Source organism: Pseudomonas sp. PA15(2017), assembly GCF_001945395.1.
GTDB lineage: Bacteria > Pseudomonadota > Gammaproteobacteria > Pseudomonadales > Pseudomonadaceae > Aquipseudomonas.
The window spans coordinates 56,492-76,763 of sequence record NZ_MSXV01000009.1; the positions used below are offsets into that span (position 1 = coordinate 56,492).

Annotated in this window: 22 protein-coding genes; 10 read left to right on the forward strand and 12 right to left on the reverse strand. The window is 65.2% G+C overall.

The window, feature by feature from the left end; genetic code table 11:
* The first annotated feature begins 28 nt into the window (after positions 1-28).
* On the forward strand, positions 29-913 hold the full coding sequence (locus BVH03_RS03615; RefSeq protein ID WP_075959933.1) for an EamA family transporter: 885 nt from the start codon (positions 29-31) through the stop codon (positions 911-913).
* On the opposite strand, the gene BVH03_RS03620 is transcribed toward BVH03_RS03615, so the two are convergent.
* From BVH03_RS03620 to BVH03_RS03640, 5 genes are all read right to left on the reverse strand, one after another.
* Entirely contained in the window at positions 914-1,258 is a 345-nt protein-coding gene (locus tag BVH03_RS03620; protein WP_075959934.1) for a hypothetical protein, read from the reverse strand.
* A gap of 4 nt (positions 1,259-1,262) precedes the next feature.
* Entirely contained in the window at positions 1,263-1,934 is a 672-nt protein-coding gene (trmB, locus tag BVH03_RS03625) for a tRNA (guanosine(46)-N7)-methyltransferase TrmB (protein ID WP_218189533.1), read from the reverse strand.
* A gap of 294 nt (positions 1,935-2,228) precedes the next feature.
* Positions 2,229-3,023: a thiazole synthase gene (locus tag BVH03_RS03630; protein ID WP_075959936.1), complete on the reverse strand. Its 795-nt coding sequence runs from the start codon at positions 3,021-3,023 to the stop codon at positions 2,229-2,231.
* Between the two features lie 42 nt (positions 3,024-3,065).
* Positions 3,066-3,266, reverse strand: a complete 201-nt coding sequence (gene thiS / locus BVH03_RS03635) for a sulfur carrier protein ThiS (protein WP_075929789.1) — start codon at positions 3,264-3,266, stop codon at positions 3,066-3,068.
* A gap of 174 nt (positions 3,267-3,440) precedes the next feature.
* Positions 3,441-3,812: a DUF423 domain-containing protein gene (locus tag BVH03_RS03640; RefSeq protein ID WP_075959937.1), complete on the reverse strand. Its 372-nt coding sequence runs from the start codon at positions 3,810-3,812 to the stop codon at positions 3,441-3,443.
* 151 nt (positions 3,813-3,963) lie between these two features.
* Here BVH03_RS03640 and mtgA point away from each other — a divergent pair, with 151 nt between their 5' ends.
* Entirely contained in the window at positions 3,964-4,686 is a 723-nt protein-coding gene (gene mtgA, locus BVH03_RS03645) for a monofunctional biosynthetic peptidoglycan transglycosylase (RefSeq protein ID WP_075959938.1), read from the forward strand.
* Between the two features lie 190 nt (positions 4,687-4,876).
* Here mtgA and rpoH read toward each other — a convergent pair whose 3' ends face one another.
* The 4 genes from rpoH to ftsY all read right to left on the reverse strand — a co-directional run bounded on the left by rpoH (position 4,877) and on the right by ftsY (position 8,999).
* Complete coding sequence (gene rpoH, locus BVH03_RS03650) at positions 4,877-5,731, reverse strand: RNA polymerase sigma factor RpoH (protein ID WP_075959939.1); 855 nt, start codon at positions 5,729-5,731, stop codon at positions 4,877-4,879.
* Positions 5,732-5,863: 132 nt separating this feature from the next.
* Positions 5,864-6,880: a permease-like cell division protein FtsX gene (gene ftsX, locus BVH03_RS03655; protein ID WP_075959940.1), complete on the reverse strand. Its 1,017-nt coding sequence runs from the start codon at positions 6,878-6,880 to the stop codon at positions 5,864-5,866.
* Complete coding sequence (ftsE, locus tag BVH03_RS03660; RefSeq protein ID WP_075929793.1) at positions 6,877-7,548, reverse strand: cell division ATP-binding protein FtsE; 672 nt, start codon at positions 7,546-7,548, stop codon at positions 6,877-6,879. Before ftsE ends, ftsX begins: the two co-directional genes overlap by 4 nt.
* Positions 7,548-8,999 carry a signal recognition particle-docking protein FtsY gene (gene ftsY, locus BVH03_RS03665; RefSeq protein ID WP_075959941.1) on the reverse strand — a complete coding sequence of 484 codons (1,452 nt, stop codon included), beginning with the start codon at positions 8,997-8,999 and terminating at the stop codon, positions 7,548-7,550. Before ftsY ends, ftsE begins: the two co-directional genes overlap by 1 nt.
* A gap of 257 nt (positions 9,000-9,256) precedes the next feature.
* Here ftsY and BVH03_RS03670 point away from each other — a divergent pair, with 257 nt between their 5' ends.
* From BVH03_RS03670 to ggt, 8 genes are all read left to right on the forward strand, one after another.
* Positions 9,257-10,615, forward strand: a complete 1,359-nt coding sequence (locus BVH03_RS03670) for a pitrilysin family protein (RefSeq protein WP_075959942.1) — start codon at positions 9,257-9,259, stop codon at positions 10,613-10,615.
* Positions 10,608-12,116, forward strand: coding sequence for a pitrilysin family protein (locus tag BVH03_RS03675; protein WP_075959943.1), 1,509 nt, complete (start codon positions 10,608-10,610; stop codon positions 12,114-12,116). Before BVH03_RS03670 ends, BVH03_RS03675 begins: the two co-directional genes overlap by 8 nt.
* Entirely contained in the window at positions 12,116-12,721 is a 606-nt protein-coding gene (gene rsmD, locus BVH03_RS03680; protein WP_075959944.1) for a 16S rRNA (guanine(966)-N(2))-methyltransferase RsmD, read from the forward strand. The genes BVH03_RS03675 and rsmD overlap by 1 nt, the downstream gene beginning before the upstream one ends.
* A 20-nt stretch (positions 12,722-12,741) precedes the next feature.
* On the forward strand, positions 12,742-13,764 hold the full coding sequence (locus tag BVH03_RS03685; RefSeq protein WP_075959966.1) for a hydrolase: 1,023 nt from the start codon (positions 12,742-12,744) through the stop codon (positions 13,762-13,764).
* An 18-nt stretch (positions 13,765-13,782) separates the two neighbouring features.
* Positions 13,783-15,204, forward strand: coding sequence for a coniferyl aldehyde dehydrogenase (locus BVH03_RS03690; protein WP_075959945.1), 1,422 nt, complete (start codon positions 13,783-13,785; stop codon positions 15,202-15,204).
* Between the two features lie 113 nt (positions 15,205-15,317).
* The gene (coaD, locus tag BVH03_RS03695; protein WP_013789299.1) at positions 15,318-15,800 is read left to right on the forward strand and encodes a pantetheine-phosphate adenylyltransferase; all 483 of its coding nucleotides are present in this window, start codon (positions 15,318-15,320) and stop codon (positions 15,798-15,800) included.
* A 269-nt stretch (positions 15,801-16,069) separates the two neighbouring features.
* Entirely contained in the window at positions 16,070-16,321 is a 252-nt protein-coding gene (locus BVH03_RS03700) for a YfhL family 4Fe-4S dicluster ferredoxin (RefSeq protein ID WP_075959946.1), read from the forward strand.
* A 2-nt stretch (positions 16,322-16,323) separates the two neighbouring features.
* Positions 16,324-18,018 carry a gamma-glutamyltransferase gene (gene ggt / locus BVH03_RS03705; protein WP_083639991.1) on the forward strand — a complete coding sequence of 565 codons (1,695 nt, stop codon included), beginning with the start codon at positions 16,324-16,326 and terminating at the stop codon, positions 18,016-18,018.
* A gap of 59 nt (positions 18,019-18,077) precedes the next feature.
* Here ggt and BVH03_RS03710 read toward each other — a convergent pair whose 3' ends face one another.
* From BVH03_RS03710 to BVH03_RS03720, 3 genes are all read right to left on the reverse strand, one after another.
* Entirely contained in the window at positions 18,078-18,419 is a 342-nt protein-coding gene (locus tag BVH03_RS03710; RefSeq protein WP_075959947.1) for a multidrug transporter, read from the reverse strand.
* Positions 18,420-18,536: 117 nt separating this feature from the next.
* Entirely contained in the window at positions 18,537-19,349 is an 813-nt protein-coding gene (gene mutM, locus BVH03_RS03715; RefSeq protein ID WP_075959948.1) for a bifunctional DNA-formamidopyrimidine glycosylase/DNA-(apurinic or apyrimidinic site) lyase, read from the reverse strand.
* Between the two features lie 32 nt (positions 19,350-19,381).
* Positions 19,382-20,194, reverse strand: a complete 813-nt coding sequence (locus tag BVH03_RS03720; RefSeq protein WP_168175596.1) for an HDOD domain-containing protein — start codon at positions 20,192-20,194, stop codon at positions 19,382-19,384.
* Positions 20,195-20,272: the final 78 nt, after the last annotated feature.

Genomic DNA, 20,272 nt, shown 5'->3' on the forward strand with positions numbered 1-20,272 from the left:
CCGCATACCACCACCCGAGGCCGCGCCCATGACACCCAAGGACATCCTTCTGGCCGCTGTGGTGATCGTCGCCTGGGGCGTGAACTTCGTGATCATCAAGGTCGGCCTCGACGGCGTGCCACCCATGTTGCTCGGCGCCTTGCGCTTCATGCTCGCCGCCTTTCCCGCGATTCTCTTCATCCGCCGCCCGGACATGCCGCTGCGCTGGCTGCTGGCCTACGGCCTGACCATTTCCCTGGGGCAGTTCGCCTTTCTGTTCTCGGCCATGTACGCCGGCATGCCGGCAGGTCTGGCGTCGCTGGTGTTGCAGGCCCAAGCGTTCTTCACCCTGGGTTTCGCCGCGCTGTTCATTGGCGAGACGGTGCGGCGCAGCAGCCTGATCGGCCTGGTGGTGGCCGCGGCGGGCCTGCTGCTGATCGGCAGCGAAAGCGGACGCGCCTTCACCCTGGCCGGTTTCGTGCTGACGCTGTGTGCAGCAGCGATGTGGGGGCTGGGCAACGTGGTCACCAAGCGCATCGGCAAGGTCAACCTGGTCAGCCTGGTGGTCTGGGGCAGCCTGATCCCGCCGCTGCCGTTCCTGGCCCTGTCGTTGATACTGGAAGGCCCGGCGCAGATCGAGACGGCGCTGCGCGGCATTTCCCTGAACTCGGTGCTGGCCATCGCCTACCTGGCCTTCGTCGCCACGCTGCTCGGCTACGGCCTGTGGAGCCGCCTGCTGTCGCGCTATCCGGCCAGCCAAGTGGCGCCATTCTCGCTGCTGGTGCCGGTGATCGGCCTCAGCTCGGCATGGTTGTTCCTCGGCGAAGCATTGAGCGCCGTGCAGTGGCTCGGCGCTGCCATCGTCATGCTCGGTTTGTTGATCAACGTGTTCGGCCCGCGCCTGCTCCAGCAACTGCGCGGCGCCACGGCCTGATCAGCGCTGGCGCGACATGCGCCAGCAGAACCACCCAGCCCCGGCCAGGGCGAAAGCGATGACGGCGTGCAACAGCAGCGTCAGCACGTAACCCAGCGGGTGGGTAGCGAAGGGATAAAAGGTCGCCGGGCCGATTCTCGACGGTGAGATGGCTACGCCGCTGTACAGCGCCTGCGCCACCGTGAACAGCAGGGTAGCGGCGCAGAGCACCATGACCGTCGCGGTCAGTGGCAACAGCAGGCGTGCCGCCCAGGCCGCACGGGCGCTGGGTGGTGGCATCTGCCATTGCGGGCGATTGCGCGCGTGGCCGGCGCGGCGAGCCTGGCGCCTGGACAGGCGAGTCATCGGCTCAGTCGACGCGCCCGAACTTGAGGTCCCAGACGCCATGGCCGAGGCGCTCGCCGCGGCGCTCGAACTTGGTCACCGGGCGCTCGGCCGGCCGCTCGACGCAGCGACCGTCAGCGGCGAGGTTACGATAGCCCGGCGCCACGTTCATCACTTCCAGCATGTATTCGGCGTAGGGCTCCCAATCGGTGGCCATGTGCAGCACACCGCCGACCTTGAGCTTCTGGCGCACCAGCTCGGCGAATGCCGGCTGCACGATACGGCGCTTGTTATGACGCGCCTTGTGCCAGGGATCGGGGAAGAACAGCAGCACGCGATCGAGGCTGGCATCGGGCACGCACTGACGCAGTACTTCCAGCGCATCGCAGCTGTAGACGCGCAGATTGGTCAGGTTCTGCGTCATCACGCCATTGAGCAGTGCGCCCACGCCCGGTCGGTGCACTTCAACGCCGATGAAGTCCTGCTCAGGCGCTGCGGCGGCCATTTCCAGCGTGGAGTGGCCCATGCCGAAGCCGATTTCGAAGGTCCGCGGCGCCTGGCGCCCGAATACCGCATCGAAATCCTGCATGCCATCGCTCAGCTCCAGGCCGAACTTCGGCAGGCCCAGGTCGAAGCCGCGCTGCTGCCCTTCGGTCATGCGCCCGGCACGCATCACGAAACTCTTGATGGCGCGCATGTGTCGCGGGTTTTCTTCGGCTGGGGTTTGTTCGATATCGCTCATGGGGGCACTCGGCAACGCAGGTATTAAATGGATAAAGGAAAAGCAGCGTAATAACGATCTTGCGAGCTAGAGCCATGCAAGGCCTAGGCGGCCCCACAAAAACAGGCGATGAAGCGGAGTGTACTGTTGTACATGAGCATTACTCGCTCCGCTCGCCCCTTCGGGGCGTACTAAAGTGCGTTAGCCGCAAGCGGCTTTCCGAGCCTGTTTTCAACGCAGCAGGGCCGACGCGCAGCTGATCGTGGAGAGTCAGCGGATCAGGCCGTCTAGCGGCGACGAGGCACTGGCATAAAGTTTCTTCGGCATGCGCCCCGCCAGGTAGGCCAGGCGACCGGCCTCGATGGCGTACTTCATGGCCTGGGCCATCAACACCGGTTGCTGGGCATGGGCGATGGCGCTGTTCATCAGCACCGCCTCGCAACCCAGCTCCATGGCGATGGTGGCATCAGACGCGGTGCCCACACCGGCATCCACCAGCACTGGAACGGTCGCCTCTTCGAGGATGATGCGCAGGTTGTAGGGGTTGCAGATGCCCAGCCCGGTGCCGATCAGGCCGGCCAGCGGCATGACGGCGATACAGCCCATCTCGGCCAACTGGCGGGCGATGATCGGATCATCGCTGGTGTAGACCATCACGTCGAAGCCTTCCTTGACCAGCACTTCGGCGGCCTTGAGGGTTTCGATCACGTTGGGAAACAGGGTCTTCTGGTCGGCCAGCACTTCCAGTTTCACCAGCTTGTGGCCATCGAGCAGCTCACGGGCCAGGCGACAGGTACGCACGGCCTCGACGGCGTCGTAGCAGCCAGCGGTGTTCGGCAGGATGGTGTAGCGATCCGGCGAAATCACGTCGAGCAGATTCGGCTCGCCCGGGTTCTGGCCGATATTGGTACGGCGCACCGCCACGGTCACGATCTCCGCGCCCGATGCCTCGATGGCGTCGCGGGTCTCGTCTAGATCCTTGTACTTACCGGTGCCGACCAGCAGGCGCGACTGATAGGTGCGGCCAGCCAGGATAAAAGGCTTGTCGTTGGCTGCGTGGCTCATGGAAATTCCTCTGCAGAAAGTTGGAAGGGCGCGGCGCCGGGTTCAACCGCCGCCGATGGCATGGACCACTTCGAGGCGGTCGCCGTCGGCCAGCGCCGTGCTGCCGTACTGGCTGCGCGGGACGATATCGAGGTTACGCTCGACCGCCACGCGGCGCCCGGTCAGTTCCAGACGCTCGATCAGATCGGCGACGCTGGCGCCCTCGGGCAGCTCGAGGGTTTCACCGTTCAACTGGATATGCATGGCGACCCGTCATGACAGGAGAAAGGGCCGGCATTCTAGCCCGATCCCCGGCGATGACCAAGGCGCAGCCCCGCCGTTGGTCTCGCGCAATCTCAGCACCTGTTCACGATCTCGCGCGCTGGAGCCCGTACTTAGCACCGTAGCGCCGCCGCACAGCAGATCGTGAGCAGGTGCTCAGGCCATGCGCCAGGCCAAAACACCCAGACACGCCCAGCCGGCCAGAAAGGCCAGGCCGCCGAACGGGGTGATGATGCCCAGCTTGCCGATACCGCTGAGGGTCAGCGCGTAGAGGCTGCCCGAAAACAGCAGGATACCGGCAGCGAAGAACCCCCCGGCCAGGTTGACCAGGCGCCCTGGTGCGACCAGCGCCAGAATGGCCACGCCCAGCAGGGCCAATGCGTGGATCAGCTGGTAATGGGTGCCGGTCTGAAACACGGCCAGGTACTCGGCGCTCAACCTGCTCTTCAAACCATGGGCCGCGAACGCGCCCAACGCGACCCCGGAAAAGCCGGCGAGAGCCGACAGCAACAACCACAGGCGAACCATAGCGCTCTCACCGATAGCCAACAGAGAGGCGCAGTTTACGCCGCCATTCGCCCGGCCGCGCCTCCCCGATTGCCGCAGTGGGCCGCTGCATTGCCCGCAATGGTGCCAGGCGCCTTATACTAAGCGGCCAATCAAGCCCGGCTCCCTGCGCATGCTCCGATCCCTTCGCCGCCTCCTGCTGAAGTTGCTGCTCTGGTTCATCGCCGGCTCCTTCCTGCTGGTGCTCGCCCTGCGCTGGGTACCACCACCGGGCACGGCGCTGATGGTCGAGCGCAAGATCGAGTCCTGGGTCGACGGCAAGCCCATCGACCTGCAGCGCACCTGGCGCTCCTGGGACGCGCTGCCGGATGACCTGAAGATCGCCGTGATCGCCAGCGAAGATCAGAAATTCGCCCAGCACTGGGGCTTCGACGTGGACGCGATCAAGGCGGCGCTGTCGCACAACCAGCAGGGCGGCTCGGTGCGTGGCGCCAGCACCCTCAGCCAGCAGGTGGCCAAGAATTTGTTTCTGTGGTCCGGTCGCAGCTACCTGCGCAAGGGTATCGAGGTGTGGTTTACCGGGCTGATCGAACTGCTGTGGCCCAAGGAGCGCATTCTCGAGGTGTACCTCAACAGCGCGGAATGGGCCGACGGCGTGTTCGGCGCGGAAGCGGCCGCACAGCATCACTTCAATATCGGCGCGTCCTACCTGTCAGCCCGCCAGGCCAGCCTGCTCGCAGCGGTGCTGCCCAATCCGCGGCAGTACGATGCGGGGCGGCCCAGCGGCTACGTCAACCAGCGCGCCAACTGGATTCGCCGACAGATGCGCCAACTGGGTGGCAGTCATTACCTGAACCAGCTGCAGGCGCCGCGGCCGGCCTGGTGGGCGAAGTAGGCAGATTGAAAAGCTAGAGAAGCCGGCATTCTGCTGTCCGCGGGAGCGGGCCATGCCCACGAACTCCACGTTCAGGGAGCCCATTTCGCGGGCATGGCCCGCTCCCACAACAGGTAAACCTCGGTAGTTCCAGGTCACCCAAACGAAAACGCCCCGAACAGGTCGGGGCGTTTTGACGTTACGAGCCAGATCAGGCGGCGATGGAGCCTTTGAGCTTGTTCATCGCATTCTTCTCCAGCTGACGGATACGCTCCGCCGAGACGTTGTACTTGGCCGCCAGCTCATGCAGCGTGGCCTTCTCTTCGGCCAACCAGCGCTGCTGCAGGATATCGCGGCTACGCTCGTCGAGCGCTTCGAGCGCCTCGTGCAGATTGGCACTGGAGGTGTCGCTCCAGTCCTCGTCTTCCATCTGTCGGGCTGGATCGTAGCGATGGTCTTCCAGGTACTGAGCCGGCGACTGGAACGCGCTGTCATCGTCAGCATCGGCAGCCGGGTCGAAGGCCATGTCCTGGCCGGTCAGGCGGCTTTCCATCTCGCGCACTTCACGGGCTTCGACACCCAGGCTTTCGGCCACGGCTTTGACTTCGTCATTGCTCAACCAAGCCAGGCGCTTCTTCTGACTGCGCAGATTGAAGAACAGCTTGCGCTGGGCCTTGGTGGTGGCGACCTTGACGATCCGCCAGTTCTTGAGGATGAACTCGTGGATTTCCGCACGAATCCAGTGCACGGCGAAAGACACCAGGCGCACACCCATTTCCGGGTTGAAACGCTTGACCGCCTTCATCAGGCCGACGTTGCCTTCCTGGATAAGGTCGGCCTGGGCCAGGCCGTAGCCGGAGTAACTGCGCGCGATATGCACGACGAAACGCAGGTGGGCCAATACCATCTGGCGAGCCGCGTCGAGGTCCTGCTTGTAGAAGAGGTTACCGGCCAGTTCACGCTCCTGCTCGGGCGTCAGCAGCGGAATGCTGTTAACGGCATGCACGTAAGCTTCCAGGTTGGCGCCTGGAACCAGAGCATGAACAGGTTGCAAAGAAGTGGACATTAGAATCCTCCGATTCACGAAACGTACGCAGTGTAGCACTGCGCAATATGACCGGAAGCCACCATCCTGGTTCCCCGGTCAATAGTCAATATCAACCAAATCAATATGTTAGCGAAGCATCAAACTGGCGACTTAGCGGGGAGCAAGCTCCCTCAGATGTCGCGCCACCGCCAGCCACGCACCGATATACCCCAACAGCACCGCTCCCAGCAATAGGGAGAAGCCGTCGCCAATGGGTACGCCGGCCAGGGCGAAATCGCTGCCATACAATCCGGACAGACGCACCACGGCATCGTTCAACCAGTTCAACCCAAAGGCCAGCACCAGCCAGGACAGCACACCGGCGCCCAGGCCATACAGCGCGCCCATGTAAAGGAAAGGGCGACGCACGTAGCTGTCGGTACCGCCGACCAGCTTGATCACCTCGATCTCGGTACGGCGATTCTCGATATGCAGTCGAATGGTGTTACCGATCACCAGCAGCAGCGCCATGATCAGCAAAACCGTGAGGCCAAAAACGAAACGGTCGCCCAACTTGAGGATTGCGCCCAAACGCTCGACCCAGACCAGGTCCAGCTGTGCCTGCTCAACGCTGGGCAGCTCTGCCAAACGCAAACGCAACGCCTCAAGGGTGGCTTTGTCGACTTCCTTGGGTGTTACCAGCACAGTGCCAGGCAATGGATTGCTAGGCAATTCCTTGAGGGCTTCGCCCAACCCGGACTGTTGCTGAAACTCTTCCAGGGCCTTTTCGCGACTGATCCATTCGGCTTCGGCCACGTCGTCCATGCCCGCGATTTCTTCGCGCAGGGCCTGGCCCTGACTATCGCTGGCGTCGATCTTGAGGAACACAGAGATCTGCGCAGCACGCTCCCAGGTGCCGCCAAGACGCTCGACGTTGCCTAGCAGCAGCGACAGGCCCATGGGCAAGCTCAGTGCCACGGCCATTACCAGGCAAGTAAAGAAGCTGCCGATCGGGTGCTTTCCAAGGCGGCGCAGGCTGTCGACCAGGCTGGCGCGGTGGCTTTCCAGCCAGGCGCGGGTCAGGGTGCGAAAATCCGGTTCGTTGTCCGGCCCCTGTGGCTCGGCGTTCTTGGGTGCCGCGCCGACGCGCTGAGACGGCTGCGGTGGCGGGATGCGGGAAGCACTCATTCGCCGGCCTCCCCGTCACCAATCAGGCGGCCGCGTTGCAAGGTGAGCATGCGGTGGCGCATGCGCGCGATCAGCGCCAGGTCGTGACTGGCGATCAGTACGCTGGTGCCGAGGCGGTTGATGTCTTCGAATACGCCCATGATTTCCGCCGCCAGACGCGGGTCGAGGTTACCGGTGGGTTCGTCGGCCAGCAGCAGGGCCGGACGATGGACGATGGCGCGGGCGATGCCGACGCGCTGTTGCTGCCCGGTGGACAGGTCACCGGGAAACTGCTCGGCCTTGTCGCTCAGCGAGACCCGCTCCAGCGCCGAACCGACGCGGCGGCCGATATCGCTCTTGGACAGGCCGAGGATCTGCAGCGGCAGGGCCACGTTGTCGAACACGCTGCGGTCGAACAGCAGCTGGTGGTTCTGGAACACCACGCCGATCTGCCGGCGCAGGAAGGGAATCTGCGCGTTGCTGATCTGCCCCAGGTCCTGCCCGGCCAGCAGCAGCTTGCCCGAGGTCGGGCGCTCCATGGCCAGCAGCAGGCGCAGCAGGGTGCTCTTGCCGGCGCCGGAGTGGCCGGTGACGAACAGGAACTCGCCGCGCCGCACGCGGAAACTCAACTCATGCAACCCGACATGACCGTTGGGGTAACGCTTGCCGACCTGCTCGAATCGGATCATCACTGCTCCCGTTGCTGGAAAAGCGCCTGAACGAAGGGTTCGGCCTCGAAGGTGCGCAGATCGTCGATCCCTTCACCCACGCCGATGTAACGAATCGGCAGGCCAAATTGCTTGGCCAGGGCGAAGATCACGCCGCCCTTGGCCGTGCCATCCAGCTTGGTCAGGGCCAGGCCGGTCAAGTTCACCGTCTGGTTGAATTGTTTGGCCTGGTTGATGGCGTTCTGGCCGGTACCGGCATCGAGCACCAGCAGCACTTCGTGAGGCGCGCTGTCATCGAGCTTGCCGATCACGCGGCGAACCTTCTTGAGCTCCTCCATGAGGTTGTCCTTGGTGTGCAGACGGCCGGCGGTGTCAGCGATCAGCACGTCCATGCCACGGGACTTGGCGGCCTGCACGGCGTCGAAGATCACCGAAGCCGAGTCGGCGCCGGTGTGCTGGGCGATGACCGGGATCTTGTTGCGCTCACCCCACACCTGCAGCTGTTCGACGGCGGCGGCGCGGAAGGTGTCGCCAGCAGCGAGCATGACCTTCTTGCCCTCGCCTTGCAGCTTCTTGGCCAGCTTGCCGATGGTGGTGGTCTTGCCGGCGCCGTTCACGCCGACCACCAGGATCACGTAGGGGCGCTTGGCGCTGTCGATCTGCAGCGGCTGCTCGACCGGGCGCAGCATGGCCGCCAGCTCTTCCTGCAGCGCCTTGAACAGCGCATCACTGTCGGTCAACTGCTTGCGCGCGACCTTCTGGGTCAGGCTGCCGATGATCGCCGTGGTGGCCTCGACGCCCACGTCAGCGGTGAGCAGGCGGGTCTCGATCTCGTCGAGCAGGTCGTCGTCGATGGTCTTCTTGCCAAGGAACAGGCTGGCCATGCCTTCGCCGATGCTGGCGCTGGTCTTGGACAGGCCCTGGCGCAGACGGGCAAACCAACCGCCCTTGTTGTCCGAGGGTTTGTTCTGCTCGACCACCGGCTCAGCGACCGCTTCGGCTGGCACAGTCAGCACCGCGGCCGGCGTGGCGGGCACGGCATGCTGCACGTCGCTGCCCGATGCCAGAGCAGCGGGATGCTCTGCTGGGGCCGCCGGCTGCTCGGCAATCGGCTCGAGCAGTGCTTCGGGGCCATGGCGGGTGGCGTCGCCCACTACGGGCTCGGCGGCGACCGCCGGCTCGCTGACAACGGGTGCCTCGACCGGGTCACGTTCGACCGAGGCGCGTTCGACCGGGTCACGTTCGACCGGGGCGTTTTCGAGCGGAGCGCTCTCGACAACCTGGGCAGCCTCAGCAGGCTGCTCCGGCTGGCTCTGCGCCGCTGTTTCGGGCACCTCGTCCTGCTGCGCGGGCTCGGCGGCGGCAGGCTCGGCCGGCTTCTTGCGCAACCAGCCGAACAGGCTGCGTTTCTCGGCTTTCTCGGCGCCCTGCTCGGGGGCCGGAGTCTTGTTGTCGTCTTTTGAACCAAACATGGAGGACGGCTATCTCACTGGGGCGAACGCCATGGCGCCTGGGCACGGGGGCTGAGGGCTTGCAAATGGGCAGCTGATGAATTGCAAACTGCCATTGCTAGACGTGGTCGCCGTTAAAACGGATGCGTATCCTAGCACCTCCGCAGCCGCCACGGCTAAGCCGTGCGACCGCTCTGACGGCCCGTCAAGGCAACGCGGCACCGCGCTCACACCCGACCGCAATCCCACGCCCGGCGTGGTTCAACGAGGAGAGAGGTTTGTCCAGTTCACTTGCCCGCCATCTCGCCGGCCTGCTACTGGCCGTCTGTGCCCTGCCCTTCGGGGCGCAGGCCGCGGCACCGCAACCCACCCATGAATTCACTCTGGACAACGGCCTGAAAGTCATCGTCCGCGAAGACCACCGCGCCCCCGTGGTGGTCTCGCAGATCTGGTACAAGGTCGGCTCCAGCTACGAGACAGCCGGCCAGACCGGCCTGTCACATGCCCTGGAACACATGATGTTCAAGGGCAGCCGCAAGCTCGGCCCCGGCGAAGCCTCGCGCGTGCTGCGCGACCTGGGCGCCGAGGAGAACGCCTTCACCAGCGACGACTACACCGCTTATTACCAGGTGCTGGCCGCCGATCGCCTCGGCGTCGCCTTCGAGCTGGAGGCCGACCGCCTGGCCAGCCTGCGCCTGCCACCGGAAGAATTCGAACGCGAGATCGAGGTGATCAAGGAGGAGCGCCGCCTGCGCACCGACGACAAACCTTCGGGTCTGGCCTTCGAGCGCTTCAAGGCCATGGCCTACCCGGCCAGCGGCTACAGCATCCCGACCATCGGCTGGATGGCCGACCTCGACCGCATGAGCGTGCAGGAGCTGCGCCATTGGTACGAAACCTGGTACGTGCCCAATAACGCCACCCTGGTGGTGGTCGGCGACGTTACCGCGGACGCCGTGAAAACCCTGGCCCAGCGTTACTTCGGTACGATCCCCAAGCGTGCCGTGCCGGCCGCGAAGATTCCCCTGGAGCTGCCGGCGCCGGGCGAGCGGCAGATCACCCTGCATCTGAAGACCCAACTGCCCAGCCTGATGATGGGCTTCAACGTACCGGGCCTGGCCACCGCCAAGAACCCGCGTGACGTGCACGCCCTACGCCTGATCGCCGCCCTGCTGGACGGCGGCTACAGCGCGCGCTTGGCCACTCGCCTGGAGCGCGGCGAGGAGTTGGTCGCCGGCGCCGGCGCCTGGTACGACGGCTACACCCGCGGCGACAGCCTGTTCACGATTTCCGCCACGCCCAACGTGCAGACCGGCAAGACCCTGGAGCAGACCGAGGCCGGCATCTGGCGCGAGCTGCACGACCTGCAGAACACCGCGCCCTCGACCGAGGAGCTGGCCCGCGTACGCGCCCAACTGATCGCCGGGCTGGTCTACGACCGTGACTCGATCAGCAGCCAGGCCACCGCCATCGGCCAGCTGGAAACCGTCGGCCTGTCCTGGAAGCTGATCGACCAGGAACTCGCCGAGCTGGAGGCCGTAACCCCGGCCGACATCCAGAACGCCGCCAAGACCTACTTCACCCGCGACCGCCTCAGCGTCGCCCACGTTCTGCCCGAGGAGAAGCGCGATGAGTAAGCGCAACGGCCCGCGCTACGCCCTGTTGGGGCTGTTTCTGATCGCCCTGCTGGCGGCCCTGGCCTTCACCGTCAAACGCGCACCGGACGCTGCCGAGCCTACTGCCCAGTCCGCACAAGCCGCACAAGCCGCACAAACCGACGACAGCAAACTGCAGTCACTGGCCGAACTGGACGGCAAGGAACCGGAGCGCCGCAAACTGGACATCCAGAGCTGGCAGACTGCCGAAGGCGCCAAGGTGCTGTTCGTCGAAGCCCGCGAGCTGCCGATGTTCGACCTGCGCCTGACCTACGCCGCCGGCAGCAGCCAGGATGGCGACGTGCAGGGCCTGGCGCTGCTGACCAATGCCATGCTCAACGAAGGCGTGCCCGACAAGGACGTCGGCGCCATCGCGGCCGGCTTCGAGAGCCTGGGCGCCGAGTTCGGCAATGGTGCCTACCGCGACATGGCGGTCACCAGCCTGCGCAGCCTCAGCGCCACCGAGCAGCGTGAGCCGGCCCTGAAGCTGTTCGAGCAGGTGATCGGCCAGCCGACCTTCCCCGCCGACTCCCTGGCGCGTATCAAGAACCAGATCCTCGCCGGTTTCGAATACCAGAAGCAGAACCCCGGCAAGCTGGCCAGCCTCGAACTGTTCGAGCGCCTGTATGGCAAGCACCCCTATGGTCACCCCAGCGAAGGCAACGCGCAGTCGGTTCCCGGTATCAGCCGCGAACAGCTGCAGGCCTTCCATGCCAAGGCCTACGCTGCCGGCAATGCGGTTATCGCCGTGGTCGGCGACCTGTCCCGCGAGGAAGCCGAAACCATGGCTGCCGAGGTTTCTGCCGCGCTGCCCAAGGGCCCGGCCCTGACCAAGACCGTGACCCCCGAAGCGCCAAAGCCCGGCCTGACCCACATCGACTTCCCGTCCAACCAGACCCATCTGCTGATCGCCCAGCTCGGCATCACCCGTGAAGACCCGGACTATCCCGCCCTTTACCTCGGCAACCAGGTGTTCGGCGGCGGCGGTTTCGGCACCCGGCTGATGACCGAGGTGCGCGAGAAACGTGGCCTGACCTATGGCGTGTATTCCGGCTTCACCGCCATGCAGGCCCGCGGCCCGCTCATGATCAACCTGCAGACCCGCGCCGAGCTCAGCGATGGCACCCTGCAACTGGTCAAGGACCTGCTGCGCGAGTTCATCGCGGGCGGCCCGACCCAGGAAGAACTGGACGCCGCCAAGCGCGAGATGGCCGGCAGCTTCCCGCTGTCCACGGCCAGCAACGCGGCCATCGTCGGCCAGCTCGGCGCCATCGGTTTCTACGACCTGCCGCTCACCTACCTTGAAGATTTCATGGCCCAGGTGCAGGCGCTCAGCGTCGAGCAGGTGAAAGCCGCCATGGCCAAGCATCTCGACCCCGAATCACTGGTGATCGTCACCGCCGGGCCGAAGGTGGAGCAGAAGGAACTGCCGCCGCCCACCGACAAGCCGGCAGAGATGCCTGCCGCCGTACCGGAGCACTGATGGCCAGACGACCGACCTCCGGCAAAGCCCCCGTCGCCCACGGTGGCGACGGGCAACTGCGCATCATTGCCGGGCAATGGCGCAGCCGCCAGTTCGCCTTCCCCATGGCCCACGGCCTGCGCCCCACGCCCAACCGCGTGCGCGAGACCCTGTTCAACTGGCTGGCGCCCTACGTGGACGCCGCTCGGGTACTCGACCCCTTTGCCGGCAGCGGCGCGCTGTTTCTCGAAGCGCTGTCGCGCGGTGCCGGCAGTGCCCTGGCGCTGGACCTCAACCCGGCGGCAGTGAACAGCCTGCGCGGGCACCTGACCACCCTGCGCTGTGACAACGGCCAGGTGCTGCAGAGCGACGCACTCGCCTACCTGCAGAGCCAGCCGGCCACGCCATTCGACCTGGTGTTCCTCGACCCACCCTTCAGCCAGGATCTGTTGCTGCCTGCCTGCACGCTGCTGGAAGAACGCGGCTGGCTGGCCGACGATGCCTGGATCTATACCGAAAGCGAGCAGGTGCCTTCCAGCCTGGGGATGCCCGGCAACTGGCGCCTGCACCGCGAACAGAAGGCCGGGCAAGTGCATTACGCACTGTGGGAGCGCCGTTCGGCGTAAGCGCCGACGGCGGCCTGCACATGGTCGAGCGAAAGGAAACAGCCAGCAGATTCCAACCCGCCTGGTGGCTGCCGGGGCCGCACCTGCAGACCCTCTGGGGGTCGCTGTGCCGTCGCCCGCTGGTGCTCGAGCGCCAACGCGAGCGCCTGTGGCTGGACGACGGCGACTTTCTCGACCTCGACTGGCACGGCCCCCACGAAGCTCATGCCCCGGTAGTGCTGGTGCTGCATGGCCTCACCGGCTCATCCAGCTCCCACTACGTAGTAGGCCTGCAACGCCAGCTGGCCGAGCAGGGCTGGGCCAGCGTGGCACTGAACTGGCGGGGCTGCTCGGGCGAACCCAACCTGCTGCCACGTGGTTACCACTCCGGCGCCAGCGAAGACCTCGCTGAAACCATCCGCCACCTGCACGCCAAGCATCCCCTGGCGCCCCTGTATGCGGTGGGCTACTCGCTGGGCGGCAACGTGTTGCTCAAGTACCTCGGGGAGACTGGCGCAGACAGCGGCCTGCAAGGCGCCGCCGCGGTGTCGGTACCGTTCCGCCTGGACCAGTGTGCCGACCGCATCGGTATCGGCTTCTCGCGGGTCTACCAGGCACATTTCATGCGCGCCATGGTCGCCTACGTGAAGGACAAGCAGCGCCTGTTCGCCCACCAGGGCCAGGCCGATCGCCTGTCGATCCTGGAAAAGCTCGGCCCGCTGGAGGGCATGCGCACCTTCTGGGACTTCGACGGCCGCGTCACCGCGCCGCTGCACGGATTCGAGAATGCCGACGACTATTACCGACGCGCCTCGAGCCGCTATTACCTGGGCCGCATCCAGACGCCGACGCTGATGATCCAATCCACCGACGACCCGTTCGTCTATCCCCATAGCCTGCCCGAAGCCAATGAACTGGCCGATTGCATCCGCTTCGAACTGCACGCCAAGGGCGGTCATGTCGGTTTCGTCGACGGCTCGCCACGCCGGCCTGGCTATTACCTGGAGCGCCGCATACCGCAATGGCTGCAGGCCATCGAACGTGGTACACAGCAGCCCCAGTGAGTTGTTGAGGATGGCGGCATGGCCAAGCATTTAGGCTCGCTCGAGCAGACCATTGCTGAGCTACAGCAGCGCTTTCAGGCGCAACGCGAGGCCTTCATGGCCAACCCCATGCCGTCGGCCGACCAGCGCATCGCCTGGCTCGACAGCCTAAAGGCTCGCCTGCTCAGCGATCAGGATGCACTGATCCGCTGCATCAGCGACGACTTCGGCAACCGCAGCGCCGATGAAACGCTACTCGCCGAGATGCTGCCCGCCGTGCAGGGCATCCGCTATACCCGCAAACGCCTGCGCCGCTGGATGAAACCTTCGCGGCGGCACGTGGGCCTGGCGTTCATGCCCGCCTCGGCGCGGGTGATCTATCAGCCGCTGGGCGTGGTCGGCATCATCGTGCCATGGAACTACCCGCTGTTCCTTGCCATCGCCCCGCTGGTCGGCGCGCTGGCCGCCGGCAACCGGGTGATGCTCAAACTCAGCGAAGCCACGCCGCGGACTTCACAGCGCCTCAAGGAGCTGCTGGCCAGCATCTTCCCCGAGGACCAGGTTGGCGTGGTGCTCGGCGAAGCCGAGATCGGCATGGCATTCGCCAAGCTGCCGTTCGATCACCTGCTGTTCACCGGCGCCACCAGCGTCGGCCGCCATGTGATGCGCGCCGCGGCCGAAAACCTGACGCCGGTGACGCTCGAGCTGGGCGGCAAGTCCCCGGCCATCGTCAGCGCAGAGGCTCCGCTGGAGCACGCCGCCGAGCGCATCGCCTTTGGCAAGACCCTCAATGCCGGGCAGACCTGCGTGGCCCCGGACTACGTGCTGGTGCCTCGCCAGCGGATCGTGGCGTTCGTCGAGGCCTATCGCCGCGCGGTGCAACGCTTCTATCCAAAGATCGAGGGCAATGCGGACTACACCAGCATCATCAACACCCGCCAGCAGCAGCGCTTGCAGGGTTACCTCGACGACGCTCGCGACAAGGGCGCCGAGGTCATCGCCCTGACTGCCGAGGCCGCGGACCGGCGCATGCCCCAGGCCCTGCTGCTGAACGTCGACGACAGCATGCGGGTGATGCAGGACGAGATCTTCGGGCCGCTGCTGCCCGTGTTGCCCTACGACCGCCTCGACGATGCCCTGGCCTATATCGCGGCGCGCCCGCGTCCGCTGGCCCTGTACTACTTCGGCTACGACCGCCGCGAGCAGGAGCATGTGCTGCACCACAGCCACTCCGGCGGGGTTTGCCTCAACGACACCCTGCTGCACGTGGCGCAAGACGACATGCCCTTCGGCGGCATCGGTGCCTCGGGCATGGGCCACTATCATGGACACGAAGGTTTCCTCACCTTCAGCAAGGCCAAGGGCGTACTCGTCAAGCAGCGCCTCAACCTCGCGCGGCTGATCTACCCGCCCTATGGCAAACTCTTGCAGAAGCTGGTCTACAAACTGTTCATCCGCTGAGCGGTAGCGCGATTAACGCCCACATCCGGCGCCATCAAAAGGCCGCCGACTTGGCCCGCCCCGGCGTGCTGCGCTACCATCCGACTCCCTAACGCGCCTGCCAGGACGTCACGATGAATCGAGTGTTATACCCAGGCACCTTCGACCCCATTACCAAGGGGCATGGCGATCTGGTCGAGCGCGCCGCGCGGCTGTTCGACAGCGTGGTGATCGCGGTCGCTGCCAGCCCGAAGAAGAACCCGTTGTTCTCCCTCGAGCAACGCGTGGCCCTGGCCCGGGAAGTCACCAAGCACCTGCCCAACGTCGAAGTGATCGGCTTTTCCACGCTGCTCGCCTCGTTCGCCAAGGAACAGGGCGCCAACGTGCTGCTGCGCGGCCTGCGTGCGGTATCGGATTTCGAGTACGAATTCCAGCTGGCCAACATGAACCGCCAACTGGCGCCGGACCTGGAAAGCCTGTTCCTCACGCCATCGGAAAAGTATTCCTTCATCTCTTCCACCCTGGTGCGCGAGATTGCCAACCTGGGCGGCGATATCAGCAAGTTCGTTCACCCGGCCGTCGCCGACGCCCTGACCGAACGCTTCAAGAATCGCTGATCAGCAACACTGGCACGCCCGCTCGCCATATGGCGAGCGGGCGTGCGCTGGCGGCCACAATACGGCACAATCGCGGCTAGCAGGCAGTTGAAAAACGTCATCGAGGCAGTCAGCGCAAGGCAAAAATAGGCGAAAAAGCGCAGTGTACGAAGAGTACATGAGCATTTGAGCCTGTTTTTAATGCCGCGATGGCAACGTGGATAGTTTTTCAACAGTCTGCTTCCGTTTGACTGTGTCGCGGCCCCTGGCCCGGCGGGAGCTTGCCTTTCATGTCCCTGATCATCACCGACGACTGCATCAACTGCGACGTCTGCGAACCTGAGTGCCCGAACGCGGCGATTTCCCAGGGCGAGGAGATCTACGTGATCGACCCCAACCTGTGCACCGAATGCGTCGGCCACTATGACGAGCCGCAGTGCCAGCAGGTCTGCCCGGTAGACTGCATTCCCCTCGACGAGAACAACGTCGAGAGCAAGGAGCAGTTGATGGACAAGTACAAAACCCTCACCGGCAAGGCCTGAGAGTGCGCCGCTCCCTTCGCGGCCTCAATTCCCTGCGCGCCCTGTCCGGCGCGCTGCTCCTGCTGCTCAGCCTCGGCCTGCAAGCCGCCGAGCGCCCCGGCAGCAGCGCCATCGCCACCGCCCACCCCGCGGCCACGGTCGCCGGCAAGGAAACCCTGGCGCTGGGCGGTAATGCCTTCGATGCGGCAGTGGCCATCAGCGCGGCCCTGGCGGTGGTCGAACCCTACGGTTCAGGGCTGGGCGGCGGCGGTTTCTTCCTGCTGCGCAGCGCCGATGCTCGCTACGATTTTCTCGATGCCCGCGAGCGTGCCCCAGGGGCCGCCCATGCCGATCTGTACCGCCATGATGGCCAGGTGCAGTCGGCGCTGTCGCGCGATGGTGCACTGGCCGCCGCCATTCCAGGCCTGCCCGCCGCACTGGTGGAACTGGCCGAACAACGCGGCAAACTAACGTTGCGCGACAGCCTGGCGCCGGCCATTCGCCTGGCCCGGGAAGGTTTCCCGGTCGATCGCGTGTACCGCGATCGCGTCACCATGCGCCTGGCGGCGATGCGCGACGATGCGGAAACTGCGCGACTGTTCCTGAGCGACGGCAAGATTCCCGATGAAGGCGCGCTACTGCGCCAGCCGGAGTTGGCCGATACCCTGCTGAAGCTGGCCCATCATGGTCGAGACGGTTTCTATGCCGGCCCGGTGGCCGAGCGCCTGGTGACCGGCGTGCAGGCCGCAGGCGGTATCTGGACCCTGCAGGATCTGGCCGACTACCGCACCGTGAATCGCCAGCCGATTCGCGTACCGCTGGCCGAAGGCCGCGAGCTGATCAGCGCCCCACCACCCTCGGCCGGCGGCGTAGCCCTGGCCCAGAGCCTGCTGATGCTGCAGCACCTGCCCTGGCGGGCGGCCGACCCGGTGCAGCGCACCCACCTGGTAGTGGAAACCCTGCGCCGTGTCTATCGCGACCGTGGCCAACTGGGTGACCCGGACTTCGTCGACAACCCCGCCGCCGCCCTGCTCAACCCGGCCTATCTGAAAAACCTCAGCGACGGCATCGATCCGCAGCACGCCACCCCGAGCAGCCAGCTGCCACCAGCCGGGCCCTGGACGGAAGGCGATCACACCACCCACTTCACCGTCCTGGACGCCGACGGCAACGCGGTGAGCGCCACCCTGTCGATCAACCTGCCGTTCGGCGCCGCTTTCACGGTGCCCGGCACCGGCGTGCTGCTCAACGACGAAATGGACGACTTCGCCGCCGACCCGAGTGGCGCCAACGCCTATGGCCTCGCCGGCAGCCAGGCCAACGCCATCGCCGCCGGCAAACGCCCACTGTCGAGCATGAGCCCGACGTTCATCGACAGCCCGAGCGAATTCACCAGCTTCGGCACACCGGGCGGCAGCCGCATCCCCAGCATGGTGCTGCTGTCGATCCTGCAGTACCTGGACGATCAGCCCATCGCCAGCTGGCCAGCCGTGCCGCGCTATCACCACCAGTACCTGCCGGACGTCATCGAGCACGAGCCGCAGGCCTTCAGCGCCGCCCAGGCCGCCGAGCTGCAAGCCCGTGGTTATCAGCTCAAGGATGTGGGGCGCGAATACGGCAACGGGCAGGTGCTGCGCTGGAACAAGACCAGTGGCCAGGTCGAGGCAGCCAGCGACCCACGCGGAGTCGGCAACAGCGCGGTACAGCTCACGCGTTAAAACTGGCAGGCAATAAAAAGCCCCTCGACGAGGGGCTTTTCAATGGGCGAAATCCGCATTCACTGGCGCTGGTTGTAACCGTCACCGGTGCAGCCCAGGCAGCGTACGAAAGCCGCCTTGCCCGGCTCGACCACCAGGGCACGACCGGTAGCGCCGATGCCGCCGCCCATGGCCGAGAACGGCAGGGCGACGACGAAAGCTGCTGCGCCGATGACGGTGGCGCCGATCAGCAGCGGGCGGGCGATCAGCAGGTCACCGATCATGGCGAAACCATCCGGGGCCTGAACGGTGTAGAGCGGGTCACCGCTGGCGTTCTGCTGCACTTCTTGCGCATTGGCGGTCAGCGCCAGCGAGGCAGCAGTCAGCGCCAGAACAGCAGCGCAAGAGCGAAACAGTTTCATGGGGCGATCCTTCAGAGGCATACGGGACGATGCCGGTAACTATAACAGCGCGCCGGCAATTGTCGCGTGATGGCCGTCAATCGCTGAACACGTGGTCACGTTATCGGACGAAGCGACTCAGCGTTGGCATTTCGGGCAGTAAACGCTGGCCCGCTGGCCCAGCTTCACCTCACGCAGGGTATTGCCGCACACCTTGCAGAACTCACCGCCGCGACCATAGGCGAACAGCTCCTGCTGGAAATAGCCGGGCTGACCATCGCCGCCGATGAAGTCGCGCAGTGTAGTGCCGCCACGCTCGATAGCGTGGGCCAGCACACGCTTGATCTCCTGAGCCAGGCGCACGTAACGCGCCCGCGACACCGTACCGGCGGCGCGGCGCGGGTCGATGCCGGCGGCGAACAGCGCCTCGGTGGCGTAGATGTTGCCAACGCCGACCACCACCGCGTTGTCCATGATGAACGGTTTGACCGCCACCGCCTTACCGCGCGACAGCTGAAACAGGCGCTCGCCATCGAACAGCTCGGTCAGCGGCTCAGGGCCGAGGCGCACCAGCAGCTCATGCTCCAGCGGCAACTCGCTCCATAACAGCGCGCCAAAGCGACGCGGGTCGGTGTAGCGCAGCGCCAGACCGGACTCCAGCTCGATATCGACATGCTCGTGCTTGGCTGCCGGCAGCCCCGCTTCGACCAGGCGCAGATTACCGGACATGCCCAGATGGCTGATCAGCGTGCCGACTTCGGCCTTGATCAACAGGTACTTGGCGCGCCGCTCCACGGCTTCGATACGCTGCCCGGACAACCGCACGTCGAGGTCTTCAGGGATCGGCCAGCGCAGGCGGCGTTCACGAACGATAACCCGGCTGACACGCTGGCCGATCAGGTGAGGCGCGATCCCCCGGCGGGTGGTTTCGACTTCTGGCAATTCAGGCATGGCGGACTCGAAGCGGATTCAGGAAGGGGGCCTCAGGCGGCGCCCAGGTCGCGGATGCTCTCGCGCAGGCTCTCGAAGTCGTATTCGGAAAGCCCCACGTAGTCGAGGATCAGCGGCTCGATGGCGCTCCACTCATGGTCTTCGCTCTGGTTACCCAGCACCTGGTAACTGCGGCAGATATGCTCGGCCATCTTGAGGATCGCCAGCAGGTTCTTGAGCTGAGCGTCGTTGGCGTTTTCCTCGGCGAAGATGGCTCGCACATTATGGTGGTTGGCGATGGCCTGGCACAGGTGCAGCGGCAGGTTCCACGACTTGGCGGTGTAGTAGCCGACCACCGCATGGTTGGTGTTGAGCAGGCGGTTCTCGGTGTCGACGATACGCCGCTCGGCATTGGCGCTGGCGTAGGATTCCTCGAGCACGGTCATGTAGTCGGGGAAGCGCTTGAGCATCAGCGGAATGCCGCAATTGTGGAACAGGCCCAGGGTGTAGGCCTCGTCAACGGACTCGTAACCGATGCGCTTGGCCAGGGTCAGGCTGGTCATGGCCACGTCCTGGGCGGTATCCCAGAAGCGGTTGAGGGTGACGATGGTCTCGTCACTCATTTCGCCACGGATCGACAGGGCGTTGACCATGTTGATGACCGAGCGACTGCCCAGCAGGTTGACCGCACGCTGAATGGAACCGATGCGGTTGGCCAGGCCGAAATACGGCGAATTGACGATCTTCAGCAAAGCGCCGGACAGCCCCGGGTCCTGGCTGATCAGGCGCGCGATGGCCTTCAGGTCCGGGTTGGGCATGTACTGCTCGAACTGCAGATCGACCATGATCTGCGGTTGCGGCGGCACGCTGATGCCTTGCAGAAACGTCTGTATCTGCTCGGCCGAAAGTTCTTTGTCCATGGAGGCGCAAGGTAAGAAGGTGAT